Raw genomic sequence first — 16,983 nt, forward strand, 5'->3', positions numbered from 1 at the left:
GGCCCCCACCGTTCCGTACGGACGGTGGAGTCGTCCGAGTTTGCGCCCCGCGGTACACCCGCGGCGGTGCTCCGGCAGTACAAGGAGCCCCGCCTGTGTCCCGTCCGGGGCATTTTTCATGGCTCCTGACGGTTGGTCTCTATGTCAACCAGACATAACACGGCGGTCCGCCAGACCGGCGTGTGGTGCTACCGAGGAGGATCCATCAGCACCGAGCCCCGCATCAACGACCGGATTCGCGTTCCCGAAGTGCGACTTGTCGGTCCCAGCGGCGAGCAGGTCGGGATTGTTCCGCTTGCCAAGGCCCTGGAGCTTGCGCAGGAGTACGACCTCGACCTGGTCGAGGTGGCGGCGAGCGCGCGCCCGCCGGTCTGCAAGCTCATGGACTACGGGAAGTTCAAGTACGAGTCGGCCATGAAGGCCCGTGAGGCGCGCAAGAACCAGGCGCACACGGTCATCAAGGAAATGAAGCTCCGGCCGAAGATCGACCCGCACGACTACGACACCAAAAAGGGTCACGTCGTCCGGTTCCTCAAGCAGGGCGACAAGGTCAAGATCACGATCATGTTCCGTGGTCGCGAGCAGTCCCGGCCCGAGCTGGGCTACCGACTGCTGCAGCGGCTCGCAACGGACGTCGAGGACCTCGGGTTCATCGAGTCGAACCCGAAGCAGGACGGCCGGAACATGATCATGGTTCTCGGTCCGCACAAGAAGAAGACCGAGGCGATGGCCGAGGCCCGGCAGGCGCAGGAAGCCCGCAAGGCGGAAGCGAAGGCCAACCCCGGCAAGTCACAGAACGCCGCCGAGAGCGAGTTCGCCGACGCCGAGTTCACCGACGCCGAGGACACCGACGCCGAGGACACCGACGTGGAGCACGTCGAGGCCGAGGCGCCGGCCGAGGAGCCTGCCGAGGCGTAAGTCCCCAGGACGCGAGTCCGGGGGAAACCCTGGACACCGTCCAGGGTGTCAACCGATAGAAATGACGTTCCGTCGTGCCCGGTTTCGCGACCGGGCACCGGAACGCCACTGACGAGGAGAGAACGGCGCTATGCCGAAGAACAAGTCGCACAGCGGTGCCAGCAAGCGCTTCAAGATCACCGGCTCCGGCAAGGTGCTCCGTGAGCGCGCCGGCAAGCGCCACTACCTCGAGCACAAGTCGTCCCGCGTGACGCGTCGCCTCACCGGCAACGCCGAGATGGCCCCGGGCGACGCCGCGAAGATCAAGAAGCTTCTCGGCAAGTGACACTACGGCGCCTGATCAACCGATCGAAGCGCGCCGTACGTACGTCAGGACCGGGACCCAATCGATTTCGGGTCGTGTGAGGACACCACGGCCCCGCTACAAGGAGTCAAAAAGTGGCACGCGTCAAGCGGGCAGTCAACGCCCACAAGAAGCGCCGGGCGATTCTCGAAGCCGCCTCCGGCTACCGCGGTCAGCGTTCGCGCCTGTACCGCAAGGCCAAGGAGCAGGTCACCCACTCGCTCGTCTACAACTACAACGACCGCAAGAAGCGCAAGGGCGACTTCCGTCAGCTGTGGATCCAGCGCATCAACGCTGCGGCCCGCCAGAACGGCATGACGTACAACCGCCTCATCCAGGGTCTGAAGGCCGCCAACATCGAGGTGGACCGCAAGATCCTCGCGGAGCTGGCCGTCAACGACGCCACCGCGTTCGCCGCGCTGGTCGAGGTGGCGCAGAAGGCACTGCCTGCGGACGTGAACGCGCCCAAGGCTGCGTGACGCTCGCGCCGGCTCGAGCCGCGTGTGTTGTGAACCGGACCCGCAGGTGCTCGCCGCCTGCGGGTCCGGGCGTTCTGGGTGCGTTGTCGGGTGCGGGTGCGTGGGGCTTCTCGCGCAGTTCCCCGCGCCCCTGAAAAGCGGGGCTGCGCCCGCGCTTTTCGGCCCGCCAGGGCCGTTGTCCTTCAGGGGCGCGGGGAACCGCGCGACCAGCCACCACCGGACCCGCGCTCGCCAACGAAACGAACCCCCCGAGCTCTCCGATCCAAAAGGTGACCCATGCCCGCCCCCGAGTTGATCTCCCCGCGCTCCGCCCGTGTCTCCGCCGCCCGGCGGCTCGCGAAGCGGAACTCCCGGGGGAAGGACCGCCTGTTCCTGGCGGAGGGGCCGCAGGCCGTGCGGGAGGCCGCCGGGCACGCGGACACACTGGTCGAGCTGTTCGCCACGGTCGAGGCCGCGGATCGGTACGCCGACATCGTCGCGGTGGCCCGCGCGGCCGGCGCCCGCGTGCACCTCGCCGACGAGGCGGTCGTCGCCGACATCTCCACCACCGTCACCCCGCAGGGCCTCGTCGGGATCTGCCGGTTCCTCGACACCCCCTTCGAGGAGATCCTGAAGAGCCGTCCCAAGCTCGTCGCCGTGCTCGCCCACGTCCGTGACCCCGGTAACGCCGGCACCGTACTGCGCTGCGCCGACGCCGCCGGGGCCGAGGCCGTCGTGCTCACCGACGCGTCCGTGGACCTCTACAACCCCAAGGCCGTGCGCGCCTCTGTCGGGTCGCTGTTCCACCTGCCCGTCGCCGTCGGTGTGCCCGTCGAGGAGGCCGTGGCGGGGCTCAAGGACGCCGGGGTGCGCATTCTCGCCGCCGACGGTGCGGGGCAGGACGACCTCGACGACGAGCTGGACAAGGGGACCATGGGCGGACCCACGGCCTGGGTGTTCGGGAACGAGGCGTGGGGGCTGCCCGAGGAGACGCGGGAGCTGGCCGACGCCGTCGTACGCGTACCGATCCACGGAAAGGCGGAAAGCCTGAACCTGGCGACCGCCGCCGCCGTATGTCTCTACGCGTCCGCCCGTGCACAGCGCGCCTTCGGAGGGTGCCGCACCGTCACGCCCAGCTAGTAGGGTGACGGGCTCGGGGGCCCACTGCACAACGCGAGAGGTGGGGTACGGGGATGAGGGTCGGCACGAGCAGCGCACTGGGGGCACGGGACGTGCTCGCCACCTCCGCGGCCCGGCAGGATGATCTCGCCGAGCTCGGTATCGACCCCGACGACCTCCCCGACGGACTGGTCGTGGCCGACGAGAACGGCCGCGTGATCTGCTTCAACGCCGCCGCCGCCCGGATCACCGCCACCCCCGCCGCCGAGGCCCTCGGCCGCCCCCTCGAATGGGCCCTCCCCTTAGAAGACCTCGAAGGCCGCCGCTGGTGGCAGCTGACCGACCCGTACGGGGGGCTCGCGATCCGGGTCGGACAGCCCGAGCGGAACCTGCTCCTGCCCGGGGCGCGCGAGATCCTCGTGTCGGCCCGCTACATCCGGACGGAGCCGAAGGGCCCCGTCCGCCGGGTCGTCGTCTCCCTGCGCGACACCGAGGCCCGGCGCCGCACCGAGCGCAGCCACGCCGAACTGATCGCCACCGTGGCCCATGAACTGCGGTCGCCGCTGACGTCGGTCAAGGGGTTCACCGCGACGCTGCTCGCCAAGTGGGAGCGGTTCACGGACGACCAGAAGAAGCTGATGCTGGAGACCGTGGACGCCGACGCCAACCGGGTCACGCGGCTCATCGCCGAACTGCTGGACATCTCCAGGATCGACTCCGGGCGGCTCGAAGTGCGCAGGCAGCCCGTGGACATAGGCGCGGCCGTCGGACGGCACATCCAGGCGTACGTCGCCGCGGGCCAGCCCGCCGACCGGTTCCTGCTGCGGATCGAGCAGCCGCTGCCCGCCCTGTGGGCCGACCCGGACAAGATCGACCAGGTGCTCAGCAACCTGCTGGAAAATGCGGTGCGGCACGGCGAGGGAACCGTCACGATTGACGTCATGCCCACGGCGTCCCCCCGGGAGGGGGAGGACACCGGTACGTCGGTCACGGTGAGCGACGAGGGCAGTGGCATCCCGGAGGAGTCCATGAACCGCGTCTTCACCCGCTTCTGGCGGGGCAGCAAGCGCGGCGGCACCGGCCTCGGGCTGTACATCGTCAAGGGCATCGTCGAAGCCCACGGCGGCACCATCACGGTCGGACGCGCCCCCGTCGGCGGCGCCGAGTTCCGATTTACGCTGCCCGTGGCGGCCCCGGCCTATCTGGCCTGAGCACCACGGGCGCGTTCGTTCACCCCCCACCCCGTTAGACTCGGCCTTTGGCACCTATGCGTCCCACAAACGTGTCCCAACAGCGGAGACGGGTCGTCCGCGAGTCGCTGTGACGGGGACCTTCAGCCAGCCAACCGGAAGTACGGGAAGAGATGTCGGCACCGAATAAGTCGTACGACCCTGTAGAGGTCGAGGCCTTGAAACCGGAAGAGATCGAGCGCATGCGGGACGAGGCGCTCGCCGCCTTCACCGCCGCGGACTCCCTCGACGCACTCCAGGAGGCCAAGGTCGCCCACACCGGCGGCACCTCTCCGCTGGCCCTCGCCAACCGCGAGATCGGCGCCCTGCCCCCGCAGGCCAAGGCCACCGCGGGCAAGCTGGTCGGCCAGGCCCGGGGCGCGGTGAACAAGGGCCTCGCCGCCCGCCAGACCGAGCTGGAGGCCGAGCGCGACGCCCGGGTGCTCGTCGAGGAGGCCGTGGACGTCACGCTGCCGTACGACCGCGTGCCGGCCGGCGCCCGCCACCCGCTCACCACCCTGTCGGAGCGCATCGAGGACATCTTCGTGGCCATGGGCTACGAGGTCGCCGAGGGCCCCCAGGTCGAGGCCGAGTGGTTCAACTTCGACGCCCTCAACATCGGCCCGGACCACCCGGCCCGGGGCGAGGCCGACACCTTCTTCGTGCAGGGCCCCGAGGGCGGCACCGAGTCCGGCGTCGTGCTGCGCACCCACACCTCGCCCGTGCAGATCCGCTCCCTGCTCGACCGCGAGCTGCCGGTGTACGTGATCTGTCCCGGCGTCGTCTACCGCACCGACGAGCTGGACGCCACGCACACCCCGGTCTTCCGCCAGGTCGAGCTGCTGGCCGTCGACGAGGGCCTCACCATGGCCGACCTCAAGGGCACGATGGACCACATGGTCCAGGCCCTGTTCGGCGAGGGCATGAAGACCCGGCTGCGGCCGAACTTCTTCCCGTTCACCGAGCCGTCCGCCGAGATGGACATGGTGTGCTACGTCTGCCGCGGCGAGTCCGTCGGCAACCCCGACCGCCCCTGCCGTACCTGCTCCAGCGAGGGCTGGATCGAACTCGGCGGCTGCGGCATGGTCAACCCCAAGGTGCTCACCGCCTGCGGCGTCGACCCCGAGAAGTACAGCGGATTCGCCTTCGGGTTCGGCATCGAGCGGATGCTGATGTTCCGCCACAACGTCGAAGACATGCGAGACATGGTCGAGGGTGACGTCCGGTTCACCCGGCCGTTCGGGATGGAGATCTGATGCGGGTCCCGCTTTCCTGGCTGCGGGAGTACGTCGACCTGCCGGCCAACCAGACCGGCCGTGACGTCCAGGCCAAGCTCATCTCCGCCGGCCTGGAGGTCGAGTCGGTCGAGCAGCTCGGCGACGGCCTCAAGGGCCCCCTCGTCGTCGGCCGGGTGCTGACCATCGAGGAGCTGACGGAGTTCAAGAAGCCGATCCGCTTCTGCACCGTCGACGTCGGCACCGCCAACGGCACCGGCGAGCCGCAGGAGATCGTCTGCGGCGCGCGCAACTTCGCGGTGGGCGACAAGGTCGTGGTCGTCCTCCCCGGCGCCGAACTGCCCGGCGGCTTCGCCATTTCCGCCCGCAAGACGTACGGCCGCAACTCGCACGGCATGATCTGCTCCAGCGACGAGCTGGGCATGGGCGACGACGGCACCAAGGGCATCATCGTGCTGCCGCCGGAGACCGAGGTCGGCAAGGACGCCGTCGAGCTGCTGGAGCTCGTCGACGAGGTCCTCGACATCGCCGTCACCGCCAACCGCGGCGACTGCCTGTCGATCCGGGGCGTCGCCCGCGAGACAGCCATCGCCTATGGTCTGCCGCTGCGTGACCCGGCGCTCCTGGACGTGCCGGGCCCGAACGCGTTCGGCCACCCCGTCCAGGTCGCCGACCCGCTCGGCTGCGACCGCTTCACCGCCCGCACCGTCACCGGGCTCGACCCCGAGACGCGCTCCCCGATCTGGCTCAAGCGCCGACTGCAGAAGGTCGGCATGCGCCCGATCTCGCTCGCCGTCGACATCACCAACTACGTGATGATGGAGCTGGGCCAGCCGCTGCACGCCTACGACCGCTCCCTCGTCCAGGGCACGATCGGTGTGCGCCGGGCCGAGGAGGGCGAGAAGATCGTCACCCTCGACGGCACCACCCGCACCCTGCACGCCGAGGATCTGGTGATCACCGACGAGCGCGGCCCCATCGGCCTCGCCGGGGTCATGGGCGGCGCCAACACCGAGATCGCCGACCACGACGATCTGGAGAACGCCTCGGCCGACGTCGTCATCGAGGCCGCCCACTTCGACCAGGTCGCCATCGCGCGCACGGCCCGCCGGCACAAGCTGTCCTCGGAGGCGTCCCGCCGCTTCGAGCGCGGCGTCGACCCGCTGGCAGCGGCCGCCGCCGCCCAGCGCACCGTCGACCTGCTGGTGCTCCTCGCGGGCGGCACGGCCGACGCGGGCGTCACCGAGGTGACCGCCCCGTCCGCGCCGCACACGATCACCGTCCCGGCGAACCACCCGGACAGGGTCGCGGGCGTCGACTACGGCCGCGAGACCGTCGTACGCCGCCTCCAGGAGGTCGGCTGCGACGTCTACGGGAAGGACGACCTGATCGTCACCGTGCCGTCCTGGCGGCCCGACCTTGCCGAGGTCAACGACCTCGCCGAGGAGGTCATCCGTCTGGAGGGCTACGAGAACCTGCCCTCCACGCTCCCCAAGCCCCCCTCGGGCCGTGGCCTGACCCACCGGCAGCGGCTGCACCGCCGGGTCGGCCGGGCGCTGGCCGGCGCCGGATACGTCGAGGCGCCCAACTACCCGTTCATCGCCGAGCAGGTCTTCGACCAGCTCGGCCTGGACGCCGACGACCCGGCCCGCCGTGTCGTCAAGCTGACCAACCCGCTCAACGACGAGGAGCCCGCGCTCCGTACGACGCTGCTGCCGGGCCTGCTCGGTGCGCTGCGACGCAACGACGGGCGGGGCTCGCACGACCTGGCCCTGTTCGAGACCGGGCTGGTGTTCCTCCCGCGCGCGGAGCAGCGCGTCGCCGTCGCGCTGCCGGTCGACCGCCGGCCCACCGACGAGGAGATCGCGACGCTGAACGCCGCGCTGCCCGAGCAGCCGCGTCACGTCGCCGTCGTCGTCGCCGGAGCCCGTGAGCAGGCCGGTTGGTGGGGCAAGGGCCGTCCGGCGGACTGGGCCGACACCGTCGAGGCGGGGCGCGCGATCGCGCGCGAGGCCGGTGCCGAACTGGTCGTCCGCAAGGGGCAGTACGGTCCCTGGCACCCGGGCCGGTGCGCCGAGTTCGTGGTCGTCGTGGACGGCACCGAGCGGGTCGTCGGCCACGCCGGTGAGCTGCACCCGCGCGTGCTCAAGGCGCTCGGGCTGCCGGCCCGTACCGCCGCGATGGAGATCGACGTGGACGCGCTGGAGCAGGTGGGGGCCAGCACCCCGCAGGCGCCGAGCATCTCGTCGTTCCCCGTCGCCACGCAGGATGTCGCGCTGGTGGTCGACGCGTTCGTGCCGCACGCCGACGTGGAGGCCGCGCTGCGTGAGGGTGCGGGTGAACTGCTGGAGGGCATCCGGCTGTTCGACGTCTACGAGAACGCGGAGCAGTTGGGTGACGGGCGGAAGTCGCTGGCGTACGCCCTCCGCTTCAGGGCCGGGGATCGCACGCTGACCGTCGACGAGGCTTCGGCGGCCCGGGACGCGGCGGTCGCCCTCGCGGGCGAGCGTACGGGGGCCGTGCTTCGTAGTTAGGGCGCCCAGGGGGTGGGGGACTGCGCGTTGAGGGCGGCTGCGGGTTCGTCGTGGCTGGTCGCGCGGTTCCCCACGCCCCTTGTGAGGGGGGCAAGTCCTCCACGCCCCCCAACGAGCCCTCTCCGCAGACACCTCACTCATTCGAGTGACAACTGCGGGTGATCTCCCCAATCCGGGCATGCGGTGGACAGAATCGGACCGGCCTTTCGGGGCCGTACACGCTGTCCGGGCCTGATGGGGGGCCAACGGCATGATTCGAATCAGGGCTGGGGCTCCTCGGCGGGCGCCGTACCGGGGGCGTGGTCTCTCCGGTCGGCGGTCCGTGCGGAGGGCGCTGATCGGTGCCCGGATCGCCGGCGGTGCCGTGTGCCTCGCGGTCGGCACCGGGCTGCTGCTGCACGTCAGGCAGGTGATGCTGCGGGAAGTGCGGCAGGCGCGCGAGGTCGCGGGCGCCGCGCGGAGCCTGCTGCTGCGGCCACTGCCCGCACGGATCGACGGGCTGGCCACCGCCGCCGCGCAGCTCTCCGCCGACCGGGGCGCGAGCGTCGGCGGCGACCTGTACGAGGTGATCGCCACCGAGCACGGCGTGCGGGTGGTGATGGGTGACGTACGAGGGCATGGCCTCGCCGCCGTCGGCACCGTCGCCGCCGTGCTGGGCAGCTTCCGCGAGGCCGTCCACGACGAGGCCGAACTCGCCGGGGTCCTGGCCCGTCTCGACCGCTCCCTCGCCCGGCACCTCCGCGACCGTGCCCGTACCGAGGACACCGAGGACACCGAGGACTTCGTGACCGTCCTCCTCCTGGAGATCGCCCCCGACGGCGAACTCCACGCCCTCAACTGCGGCCACCCCTGGCCCTACCTGCTCGGCGTCGGCCGGGCGGCACCTGTCGCCTGCGCCGACCCCATGCCCCCGCTCGGCCTCTTCCCGCTGCCCGCCGAGCTCCCCGTCACCGCCTGCGGTCAACTCCTCCCGGGCGAGGCCCTGTTCCTCCACACGGACGGGGTGGAGGACGCGAGGGACGGGCAGGGCCGCTTCTTCCCCCTGGCGACCGCGTTGACGCGCGCGGTGAGGGCCCAGCCGATCTCCCCCCACTCCGTACTGCGAGGGGTGTTCACCCAACTCCTCCGCCACGCAGGAGGCAGGCCCAAGGATGACATCGCGATACTGGTGCTTCGCAACGACCGCCTCATCAGCCGTACTCCGGTTCTTCGGGGCGCGGGGCTGCATCAATCCGCGGCTCCGCCGCGGGGCGCGATCAGCCCCCACGCGCCGACGGCCGACAGTCCACCCGTCGCTCCGGCCCCGTAGTCGCCCCCGGTCCGCCCGGCCGGGCCACCGCGCTGTAGGAGGGGGAGCCGACGGCCCGGCCGGCCTCTTGCGAGGCATTTCAGTCAACCGGTCCGACACTCTCCGCGACAGCGCGCACACGGCCCGAATTCGGGTATTCCGCTCACACCCCGTGTGAAAGGGGAGGCGCTACGCTGCCACTCGCCGGCACCGAGCCACCGGAGGGCCTCCATGCAGCCCAACACCCTGCTCGACGCGATCCTCGACGAGGCCGGTATCTCCCACGCCGGTCTCGCCGCACACGTCAACCAGGCGGGGCGGGCCCGTGGGCTGGCGCTGAGATACGAACACACCGCCGTGGCCCGGTGGTTGAAGGGGCAGCGGCCGCGCGGCCAGGTGCCCGACCTGATCTGTGAGGTGCTCGCCGGGCGGCTGCACCGGACGGTCGCCCTCGACGACATCGGGCTCGGTGTGCCCGGCGAGCTGATCTCCCAGCACGGCGCCGGGCTCTCCGGCTTCGTGGAGCGCGCCACCGCCCTGTGGCGCTCCGACGAACAGCAGCGCGCGCACGTCCTCGGTGCGCCCGCCGTCACCGGGACGCCCGCCGTGATGCCCGTCTGGGAGTGGGAGAACCCGCCGGAGGACGTCGATGTGTCCCGTGGTGGACGGCACCGCGTCAGCATGGCCGACATCGAGATGCTGCGCTCGGCCCGTACGCACTACGAGCAGATGTACCGCAAGGCCGGGGGCGTCGCCACCCGCACCCGGATCGTCGGGTTCCTCAACGCGGAGGCCGCGCCGCTGCTGCGGGGCAGCTACACCGACGCCACCGGACGCCAACTGCACCGGGCCACCGGCGGGCTGGTGGCGATCGCCGGGATCTGCGCGTACGACTCCGACGCCCACGGGCTGGCCCAGCGCTACTTCCACCAGGCGCTGCGGCTGGCGAAGGCCAGCGGGGACCGAGGGCTCGGGGCGTACGTCATCGCGCTGCTCGTCAACCAGTCGCTGTTCATGCGGGAGCACCGGCAGGCCGTCGCCTTCGCCGAGGCGGCGCTGCGCACCGCGGGCAAGCACATCACCCCGGCGCTCGCCTCCGACCTCTACGCGATGCAGGCGAAGGCGTACGCGCACCTGGGCGACGGCACGAGTGCCCTGTCCTGCATCCGGCGGGCCGAGCAGGCCGCCGAGCACATCCGGCGCGGTCATGAACCCGATGAGACCGGCTATGTCCAGCCGGGCCTGGTGAACGTCCAGGTGGCGGAGGCGTTGCTCAGCCTCGGCGACCTGACGGCCGCGGCGGAGCACGCCGTGGCCGCCGTCGACACCCCGGCGCACGACCGGGGGCGCGTGCACCGGCTCGCGATGCTCAGCCAGATCGAGCTGCGGCAGGGCAACGCGGACAAGGCGGTGGCCACCGCCGTGGAAATGGCCGAGCGGGCACGGGGAATGGAGTCCATGCGCCTGCGTGACAGACTGCGGGCGGTACGCGAACACCTCGTGCGCAGCGGCGGCGCGGGGACCTCCGAAGCCGCCGAACTCATCGACGGAGCACTGCGCGTACCGCTCTGACGCCGTGCGCCGGGTGCGGCCGTGCACCGGCTGTGCGCCTGCTGTCACCCAGCTCCTGCTGCGATATTGCCACTTACTCGGCGGAAGGTGGCAGAACCATGCAGTGGACGAAACAGAGCGAACAAACTGTGTACTCGAACCGCTGGTTCAGCGTCAATCTCGCAGATGTCGCGTTGCCGGACGGGCGGCGCCTCGATCACTTCCTTATACGGCTGCGGCCCGTGGCCGTGGCCACCGTGATCAACGAGGCCAACGAGGTGCTGCTGCTGTGGCGGCACCGCTTCATCACCGACAGCTGGGGGTGGGAGCTCGCGGCGGGCGTCGTCGAGGACGGCGAAGCCATCGCCGAGGCGGCCGCCCGCGAACTGGAGGAGGAGACCGGATGGCGGCCGGGGCCTCTGCGCCACCTGCTGAGCGTCGAGCCCTCCAACGGGCTCACCGACGCCCGTCACCACATCTACTGGGCCGACGAGGGCGCGTATGTCGGTCACCCGGTGGACGACTTCGAGTCGGACCGCAGGGAATGGGTTCCCCTCAAGCTCGTTCCCGACATGGTCGCCCGCGGCGAGGTCCCGGCCGCCAACATGGCGGCCGCCCTGCTCCTGCTGCACCATCTGCGTCTCGGGCAGGACGCCAGGCTCTGAACGCCCCCTCGCGTCCCGCCCGGCGAAGCTAGCGGCCCAGCACCTGCCAGACGGACACCACCAGGGCGCCCAGGGCCGTGAGGGCCGCCACCGCGGGCAGAGGCCAGCGGGAGTGCTCCAGGGTGACGACCCGGGTGTTCAGGTCGTCCAGTTCCTTGGCGCTCTGTTCGGCGCGGTGGCTCAACAGGGTCAGCCCTCCTTCGACGCGTGTGTGCGCCACATCCAGGCGGCGGCGTAACTCTGCGAGTTCGCCGTGGTGCACGGGATGCTCGGGGTCGATGGCCACGAGTCCGCTCCTTTCTGTAGTTGTTCCATCCCTTGCATGCGCACGTGAAGTCAACTCGCCTGGTGGGCGTGTGGGGAGAGTGTGCGGAAGGCATATGCGTGTCCGCCGCGCACACGGTGTGTGAATACGACGGGCCCGGCATCGTTCTCCGGTGCCGGGCCCGTTCGAGGAAACAACTGACCGTCCGTAACGGCCTTTGGGGAATCAGGCGGACGACTGATCAGGCGTACGAGTAGAAACCCGACCCCGACTTCCGGCCGAGCCTCCCTGCGTCCACCATGCGCTGGAGCAGCGGGGGAGCGGCGTACAGCGGCTCCTTGTACTCCTCGTACATCGAGTTGGCGATGGAGACGACGGTGTCCAGGCCGATCAGGTCGGAGAGCTTCAACGGGCCCATCGGGTGGGCGCAGCCCAGCTCCATGCCGTTGTCGATGTCCTCGCGGCCCGCTATGCCCGACTCGAACATCCGGATCGCGGAGAGCAGATACGGCACGAGCAGCGCGTTGACGACGAAGCCCGAACGGTCCTGGGCGCGTACGGAGTGCTTGCCGAGCACCTTCTCGGCGAACAGCTGCGCCCGGCCGAGGGTGCCCTCGGAGGTGGTGAGCGCCGGGATCAGCTCGACGAGCTTCTGCACCGGGGCCGGGTTGAAGAAGTGGATGCCGATGACGTGGTCGGGCCGCGAGGTGGCGACCGCGAGCTTCACCAGCGGGATGGAGGAGGTGTTCGAGGCGAGGATCGCGTCCGGGCGGGTCACCACCTGGTCGAGCACCTGGAAGATCTGGGTCTTCACCTGCTCGTTCTCCACGACCGCCTCGATGACGAGGTCACGGTCGGCGAACTCGCCGAGGTCGGTGGTGAAGCTGAGGCGCGCCTGCGTCTCGTCCCGCTCCGCCTCGGTGATCTTGCCGCGCTCGGCCGCCTTGGACAGGGAGTTGAACAGCCGGGTACGGCCGATCTCCAGGGCCTCGCCACTGGTCTCGGCGACCTTCACGTCCAGTCCGGCGCGGGCGCACACCTCGGCGATACCCGCCCCCATCTGGCCACAGCCCACGATTCCGACTCGCTCGATGTCGGTCACATCGTCCCTTTCGCTGGTCTACGTCCCTGGCAGACACCCCTGGTGTGGGCCTGTGCCAAACCTGCACGTTACCCGCGACGCCTACTGATCAGTATTCCGGGTGTCACATGGAAGGCTGGCCGGGGAGCGGTCCGCGACGGGGCGGACGCGTGGGAAGCGTACGCGGAGGACGGCGATGCATAGGAAGCCACGGATGTCACGACGGGCGTTCTGGGCGACCGCGGCGGCGACACTCGTGGCGGCCGGCGGTGTGGCCGGTACCGCCATCGCCGGCGGGGAGCCGAGTCCCCGCCGCAGGGCTGCCGAGGGCGAGATGCGCGGCATGTGGCTGGCCACCGTCGTCAACCGGGACTGGCCCTCCGCGCCCGGTCTGTCCGCCGCCAAGCAGCGCGCCGAACTCCTGGCCCACCTCGACACCGCAGTGGCCCGCCGCCTCAACGCGGTGATCTTCCAGGTCCGCCCCACCGCCGACGCGCTCTGGCCCTCCCCGCACGAGCCCTGGTCGCAGTACCTCACCGGTACTCAGGGCAAGAACCCCGGCTGGGACCCGCTGGGCACGGCGGTCGAGGAGGCCCACGCCCGGGGGCTCGAACTGCACGCCTGGTTCAACCCGTACCGGATCGCCCTCCACACCGACCCGAGCCGTCTCGTCGCCTCGCACCCGGCCCGGAAGAACCCCGACTGGGTCGTCCCCTACGGTGGCAAGCTCCACTACAACCCGGGCATCCCCGCCGTCCGCGCCTTCGTGCGGGAGGCCATGCTCGACGCCGTACGGAAGTACCCGGTCGACGCCGTGCACTTCGACGACTACTTCTACCCGTACCCGGTGGCGGGCCAGGTCTTCAACGACGACGCGGCCTACGACGGGCACGGCGGGAGTTTCCCCAACCGGGCGGCCTGGCGGCGTGACAACATCGACAAACTGGTGCGGGAGACGGCGGCGGAGATCAAGGTGATCCGCCCCGGCACACAGTTCGGGATCAGCCCCTTCGGTGTGTGGCGCAACGCCGCGACCGACGTGCGCGGCTCGGACACCCGGGCGGGCGTGCAGACGTACGACGATCTGTACGCGGACACACGGAAATGGGTCCAGGAGAACTGGATCGACTACCTCGTGCCGCAGCTGTACTGGAACATCGGCTTCGCCGCCGCCGACTACGCCAAGCTGCTGCCCTGGTGGGCCGAGACCGCCCGGGGCAGCGGGACGCGGCTGTACATCGGGGAGGCCCTGTACAAGGCGGGCGACCCGGCGCAGCCCGCTGCCTGGCAGGACCCGGCCGAGCTGTCGGCGCACCTCACCCTGGCCCGCGACGTCCCGGAGGCGCGCGGACATGTCTTCTTCTCGGCCAAGGAGGTGGGGCTCGACGGGATCGGTGCGATGGCACGGGTGGTCGCCGACCACTATCAGCGGCCGGCGGAACCACCACGCTGACCAGACCGGGTGAAGGGACGCGGGGTGATTACCTCGGGTCCCCGGGGTGACGGACGACGGTGTCCGGGCCCGGGGCCATCAGCGCCTCGTGCCCGTCGTCCTCGAACCTGACCCGGTAGGGCGGGTTCCCGTTCTGGCCGAGCACCTCCAGGACCTGCGCGGTCCGGTCGTGGTGCCCGACGGTCCTGCCGTGCACCAGCAGGGTGTCGCCTACAGCTGCCTGCATCGGGGGCCTCCTCGTCTCGCACAAGAGTGGCAATCCGTGACCGCAGTCTATTGCGGGCGGCGCCGGTTGAACCGGTGTGCGTAACGGGCTCTCAGACGCTCTCAGGCGGAGGAGCGCTGGGTGACCGCGATGCAGACCAGCACGGCGGCGGCCGTCAGGGGCGCGGCCGGGGTGAGCTGCTCACCGAGGAGCAGCACCGCCCACACCAGTGTGAGCAGCGGCTGCGCCAGCTGCAACTGGCTGGCCTTCGGTATGCCGATCGCCGCCATGCCCCGGTACCAGACGACCAGCCCCAGGAACTGGGACCCGGCCGCCACCCACAGCAGCCCGGCCACACTGTGCGCGGTCAGCTGGACCGGCTCGTACGACAGGGCCAGCAGGGTGCCCGGCACGCTCAGCGGCAGACAGAGCACCAGGGCCCAGCCGATGACCTGCCAGCCCGGCATCACCCGGGCCAGCCGGCCGCCCTCGGTGTAGCCGGCCGCGCACACCAGCAGGGCGACGAAGAGGTAGAGGTCGGCCTTCGTGAGGGCGCCGCCGCTCTGTGTCACGGTGAACGCGAGGACGGCGGCGGCCCCGGCGAGGGCGGCGGTCCAGAAGGTGCGCGAGGGGCGGGTGCCCATGCGCAGCGCCGAGAACAGGGCGGTCGTCAGCGGGAGCAGGCCGACCACGACGGCGGCGTGCGCGGTGGTCGAGGTCTGCAGCGCGAGCGTCGTCAGCAGCGGGAAGCCCACCACGACACCGGCGGCCACGACCGCGAGTCCCGCCCAGTGCCGACGGCCGGGCGGTCGCACCCTCCACGGTCGGCCGCGCCCGCGCGAGGGGACCCCCACCGCCAGCAGGCAGATCCCCGCGATGACGGCGGCGAGGACGCTGCGCACGGCGACGAGGGACCAGGGGCCGAAACCCTCCAGGCCCCAGGCGGTGGCCGGGAAGGTGAGGGAGAAGGCGGTGACGCCGAGGGCTGCCTGGAGAGTGCCGCCGGTGCGGGCGCGGTGGTCGGTCCCGGGCGCGGCCGGGCTGGCGCCGGTGGCGTCGGAGGGGCGGATTCCGGAGGTGACCGGTCGTGGCCCGGTATGCGCCGGTCGCGGCCCGCTGCCCTCCGGGCCGCTGTCCACCGCTACTGAACCTCGGGCGATAGCGCTACTCTCTACTCTCATGCAAGAGCGTAGCAGTGGCAGAGAACTGGCGGAACAGCTGCGGAGCGAGCTGAACCGCTACTCACCCGGTGGAAAGCTGCCGTCGAGCCGGGCGCTCGTCGAACGTTTCCGGGTGAGCCCGGTGACCGTCTCGCGGGCTTTGGCGCAGCTGGCCGCCGAGGGGCTCGTGGTGACCCGGCCGGGGGCGGGCGCCTTCCGGGCGCGGCCACGTGAGGGCCGGGCGGCCGTGGGGGACACGTCCTGGCAGGAGGTCGCGCTGAGCGCGGACGGCAGCGCCGAGCCGTCGCCCCGCACGGTGGACGCCTCCGGAGTGCTGGTCTCGCTCGCCTCTCCGCCACCCGGCGTGATCGAGTTCAACAGCGGCTATCTGCACCCGTCGCTGCAGCCGGAACAGGCCATGGGCGCGGCTCTGTCGAGAGCCGGACGGCGGCCAGGGGTGTGGGCGCGACCGCCGGTCGAGGGCGTGCCGGAGCTGCGCGAGTGGTTCGCGCGGAGCATCGGCGGGGCGATCACCGCCGCCGAGGTGATCGTCGCGGCGGGCGGCCAGTCCGCCCTGACCACCGCCCTGCGTGCCCTCGCGCCGCCCGGGGCGCCCGTCCTGGTCGAGTCGCCCACCTACCCGGGCATGCTGGCGATCGCACGGGCGGCCGGGCTGCGGCCCGTTCCGGTGCCGGTGGACGCGGACGGGGTCAGACCCGCCCTCCTCGCCGACGCGTTCAGGGCGTCCGGCGCCCGGGTCTTCGTCTGCCAGCCGCTCTTCCAGAACCCCACCGGTGCCGTCCTGTCGGCCGACCGCAGGGGTGAGGTGCTGCGGATCGCCCGCGAGGCGGGGGCCTTCGTCGTGGAGGACGACTTCGTACGCCGTCTCGTGCACGAGGACGCCGGACCGCTGCCCGGGCCGCTGGCGGCCGACGATCCCGACGGCGTGGTCGTGCACGTCTCCTCCCTGACCAAGGCGACCTCACCCAGCTTCCGGGTGGGCGCCCTGGCCGCCCGGGGCCCGGTTCTGGAACGGCTGCGCGCCATCCAGGTCGTCGACACCTTCTTCGTACCGCGCCCCCTCCAGGAGGCCGCCCTCGAACTCGTCGGCTCACCCGCCTGGCCCCGCCATCTCCGGGCGGTCTCCAGGGAGTTGAGGAACCGCCGGGACACGCTGACCGCCGAGCTTCGGATGCGCCTGCCCGAACTCGCCCTGCCCCACATCCCCTCGGGCGGCTACCACCTGTGGCTGCGCCTCCCCGACGGCACCGACGAGCCCGCGCTGGTCGCCGCCGCGCTCCGCGCGGGCGTGGCGGTCACCCCCGGTCGCCCCTACTTCAGTGCCGAACCCCCGGCCGGACACCTCCGGTTGAGCTTCGCCGGTGTCGCGGGCGCGGGGGAGATCGCGGAAGGGGTAGGGCGGCTGAGGGCGGCCGTAAAGGGTTCGACAGCGGGCTTCTGACCTGCGAGCGTCCAGCC

At 71.3% G+C, this 16,983-nt stretch carries 16 protein-coding genes; 12 read left to right on the top strand and 4 right to left on the bottom strand.

All coding sequences use genetic code 11. The features are described 5' to 3' along the window. Positions 1 to 180: 180 nt before the first annotated feature. The 10 genes from infC (at position 181) to OG622_RS39875 (ending at position 11,340) form a co-directional block, all read left to right on the top strand. Positions 181 to 918: a translation initiation factor IF-3 gene (infC, locus tag OG622_RS39830; protein ID WP_371584366.1), complete on the top strand. Its 738-nt coding sequence runs from the start codon at positions 181 to 183 to the stop codon at positions 916 to 918. Positions 919 to 1,048: 130 nt separating this feature from the next. Continuing rightward, positions 1,049 to 1,243: a 50S ribosomal protein L35 gene (gene rpmI, locus OG622_RS39835; protein ID WP_037701701.1), complete on the top strand. Its 195-nt coding sequence runs from the start codon at positions 1,049 to 1,051 to the stop codon at positions 1,241 to 1,243. A gap of 113 nt (positions 1,244 to 1,356) precedes the next feature. After that, a complete protein-coding gene (rplT, locus tag OG622_RS39840; RefSeq protein WP_057580434.1) occupies positions 1,357 to 1,740 on the top strand; it encodes a 50S ribosomal protein L20 in 384 nt (127 codons plus the stop codon). Between the two features lie 276 nt (positions 1,741 to 2,016). Next, a complete protein-coding gene (locus OG622_RS39845; RefSeq protein WP_371581485.1) occupies positions 2,017 to 2,859 on the top strand; it encodes a TrmH family RNA methyltransferase in 843 nt (280 codons plus the stop codon). A 53-nt stretch (positions 2,860 to 2,912) separates the two neighbouring features. Continuing rightward, positions 2,913 to 4,049, top strand: coding sequence for an ATP-binding protein (locus tag OG622_RS39850; RefSeq protein ID WP_371581487.1), 1,137 nt, complete (start codon positions 2,913 to 2,915; stop codon positions 4,047 to 4,049). A 152-nt stretch (positions 4,050 to 4,201) separates the two neighbouring features. Further along, entirely contained in the window at positions 4,202 to 5,323 is a 1,122-nt protein-coding gene (gene pheS, locus OG622_RS39855) for a phenylalanine--tRNA ligase subunit alpha (protein WP_371581489.1), read from the top strand. Further along, a complete protein-coding gene (gene pheT / locus OG622_RS39860) occupies positions 5,323 to 7,836 on the top strand; it encodes a phenylalanine--tRNA ligase subunit beta (protein WP_371581491.1) in 2,514 nt (837 codons plus the stop codon). Before pheS ends, pheT begins: the two co-directional genes overlap by 1 nt. A 322-nt stretch (positions 7,837 to 8,158) precedes the next feature. Further along, positions 8,159 to 9,145 carry a PP2C family protein-serine/threonine phosphatase gene (locus OG622_RS39865; RefSeq protein ID WP_371581493.1) on the top strand — a complete coding sequence of 329 codons (987 nt, stop codon included), beginning with the start codon at positions 8,159 to 8,161 and terminating at the stop codon, positions 9,143 to 9,145. A 210-nt stretch (positions 9,146 to 9,355) separates the two neighbouring features. Then, entirely contained in the window at positions 9,356 to 10,696 is a 1,341-nt protein-coding gene (locus OG622_RS39870; RefSeq protein WP_371581495.1) for a transcriptional regulator, read from the top strand. A 98-nt stretch (positions 10,697 to 10,794) separates the two neighbouring features. Continuing rightward, entirely contained in the window at positions 10,795 to 11,340 is a 546-nt protein-coding gene (locus OG622_RS39875) for an NUDIX domain-containing protein (RefSeq protein ID WP_371581497.1), read from the top strand. 28 nt (positions 11,341 to 11,368) lie between these two features. Here the strand turns inward: OG622_RS39875 and OG622_RS39880 are convergent, their stop codons facing one another. Both OG622_RS39880 and OG622_RS39885 read right to left on the bottom strand, forming a co-directional pair. After that, positions 11,369 to 11,626, bottom strand: coding sequence for a hypothetical protein (locus OG622_RS39880; protein WP_371581499.1), 258 nt, complete (start codon positions 11,624 to 11,626; stop codon positions 11,369 to 11,371). Positions 11,627 to 11,846: 220 nt separating this feature from the next. After that, positions 11,847 to 12,707, bottom strand: a complete 861-nt coding sequence (locus OG622_RS39885) for a 3-hydroxybutyryl-CoA dehydrogenase (protein WP_371581501.1) — start codon at positions 12,705 to 12,707, stop codon at positions 11,847 to 11,849. Between the two features lie 193 nt (positions 12,708 to 12,900). Here OG622_RS39885 and OG622_RS39890 point away from each other — a divergent pair, with 193 nt between their 5' ends. Continuing rightward, entirely contained in the window at positions 12,901 to 14,139 is a 1,239-nt protein-coding gene (locus OG622_RS39890) for a glycoside hydrolase family 10 protein (RefSeq protein WP_371581502.1), read from the top strand. Positions 14,140 to 14,167: 28 nt separating this feature from the next. Here the strand turns inward: OG622_RS39890 and OG622_RS39895 are convergent, their stop codons facing one another. Both OG622_RS39895 and OG622_RS39900 read right to left on the bottom strand, forming a co-directional pair. Further along, a complete protein-coding gene (locus OG622_RS39895) occupies positions 14,168 to 14,365 on the bottom strand; it encodes a DUF1918 domain-containing protein (RefSeq protein WP_351405586.1) in 198 nt (65 codons plus the stop codon). A gap of 101 nt (positions 14,366 to 14,466) precedes the next feature. Then, on the bottom strand, positions 14,467 to 15,525 hold the full coding sequence (locus OG622_RS39900) for a DMT family transporter (RefSeq protein ID WP_371581505.1): 1,059 nt from the start codon (positions 15,523 to 15,525) through the stop codon (positions 14,467 to 14,469). Here OG622_RS39900 and OG622_RS39905 point away from each other — a divergent pair. After that, positions 15,524 to 16,966 carry a PLP-dependent aminotransferase family protein gene (locus OG622_RS39905; protein ID WP_371581507.1) on the top strand — a complete coding sequence of 481 codons (1,443 nt, stop codon included), beginning with the start codon at positions 15,524 to 15,526 and terminating at the stop codon, positions 16,964 to 16,966. The genes OG622_RS39900 and OG622_RS39905 overlap by 2 nt on opposite strands. Positions 16,967 to 16,983 lie beyond the last annotated feature (17 nt).

The sequence above is a fragment of the Streptomyces sp. NBC_01314 genome (assembly GCF_041435215.1).
Lineage (GTDB): Bacteria > Actinomycetota > Actinomycetes > Streptomycetales > Streptomycetaceae > Streptomyces.

Bases quoted from the DNA above. Each gene is read 5' to 3' on its own strand.
- OG622_RS39895 (WP_351405586.1), bottom strand. From the start codon at position 14,365: ATGCAGGCAGCTGTAGGCGACACCCTGCTGGTGCACGGCAGGACCGTC.
- rpmI (WP_037701701.1), top strand. From the start codon at position 1,049: ATGCCGAAGAACAAGTCGCACAGCGGTGCCAGCAAGCGCTTCAAGATC.
- OG622_RS39890 (WP_371581502.1), top strand. From the start codon at position 12,901: ATGTCACGACGGGCGTTCTGGGCGACCGCGGCGGCGACACTCGTGGCG.
- OG622_RS39900 (WP_371581505.1), bottom strand. From the start codon at position 15,525: ATGAGAGTAGAGAGTAGCGCTATCGCCCGAGGTTCAGTAGCGGTGGAC.
- OG622_RS39875 (WP_371581497.1), top strand. From the start codon at position 10,795: ATGCAGTGGACGAAACAGAGCGAACAAACTGTGTACTCGAACCGCTGG.
- OG622_RS39845 (WP_371581485.1), top strand. From the start codon at position 2,017: ATGCCCGCCCCCGAGTTGATCTCCCCGCGCTCCGCCCGTGTCTCCGCC.
- OG622_RS39870 (WP_371581495.1), top strand. From the start codon at position 9,356: ATGCAGCCCAACACCCTGCTCGACGCGATCCTCGACGAGGCCGGTATC.
- OG622_RS39850 (WP_371581487.1), top strand. From the start codon at position 2,913: ATGAGGGTCGGCACGAGCAGCGCACTGGGGGCACGGGACGTGCTCGCC.
- pheT (WP_371581491.1), top strand. From the start codon at position 5,323: ATGCGGGTCCCGCTTTCCTGGCTGCGGGAGTACGTCGACCTGCCGGCC.
- OG622_RS39905 (WP_371581507.1), top strand. From the start codon at position 15,524: ATGCAAGAGCGTAGCAGTGGCAGAGAACTGGCGGAACAGCTGCGGAGC.
- pheS (WP_371581489.1), top strand. From the start codon at position 4,202: ATGTCGGCACCGAATAAGTCGTACGACCCTGTAGAGGTCGAGGCCTTG.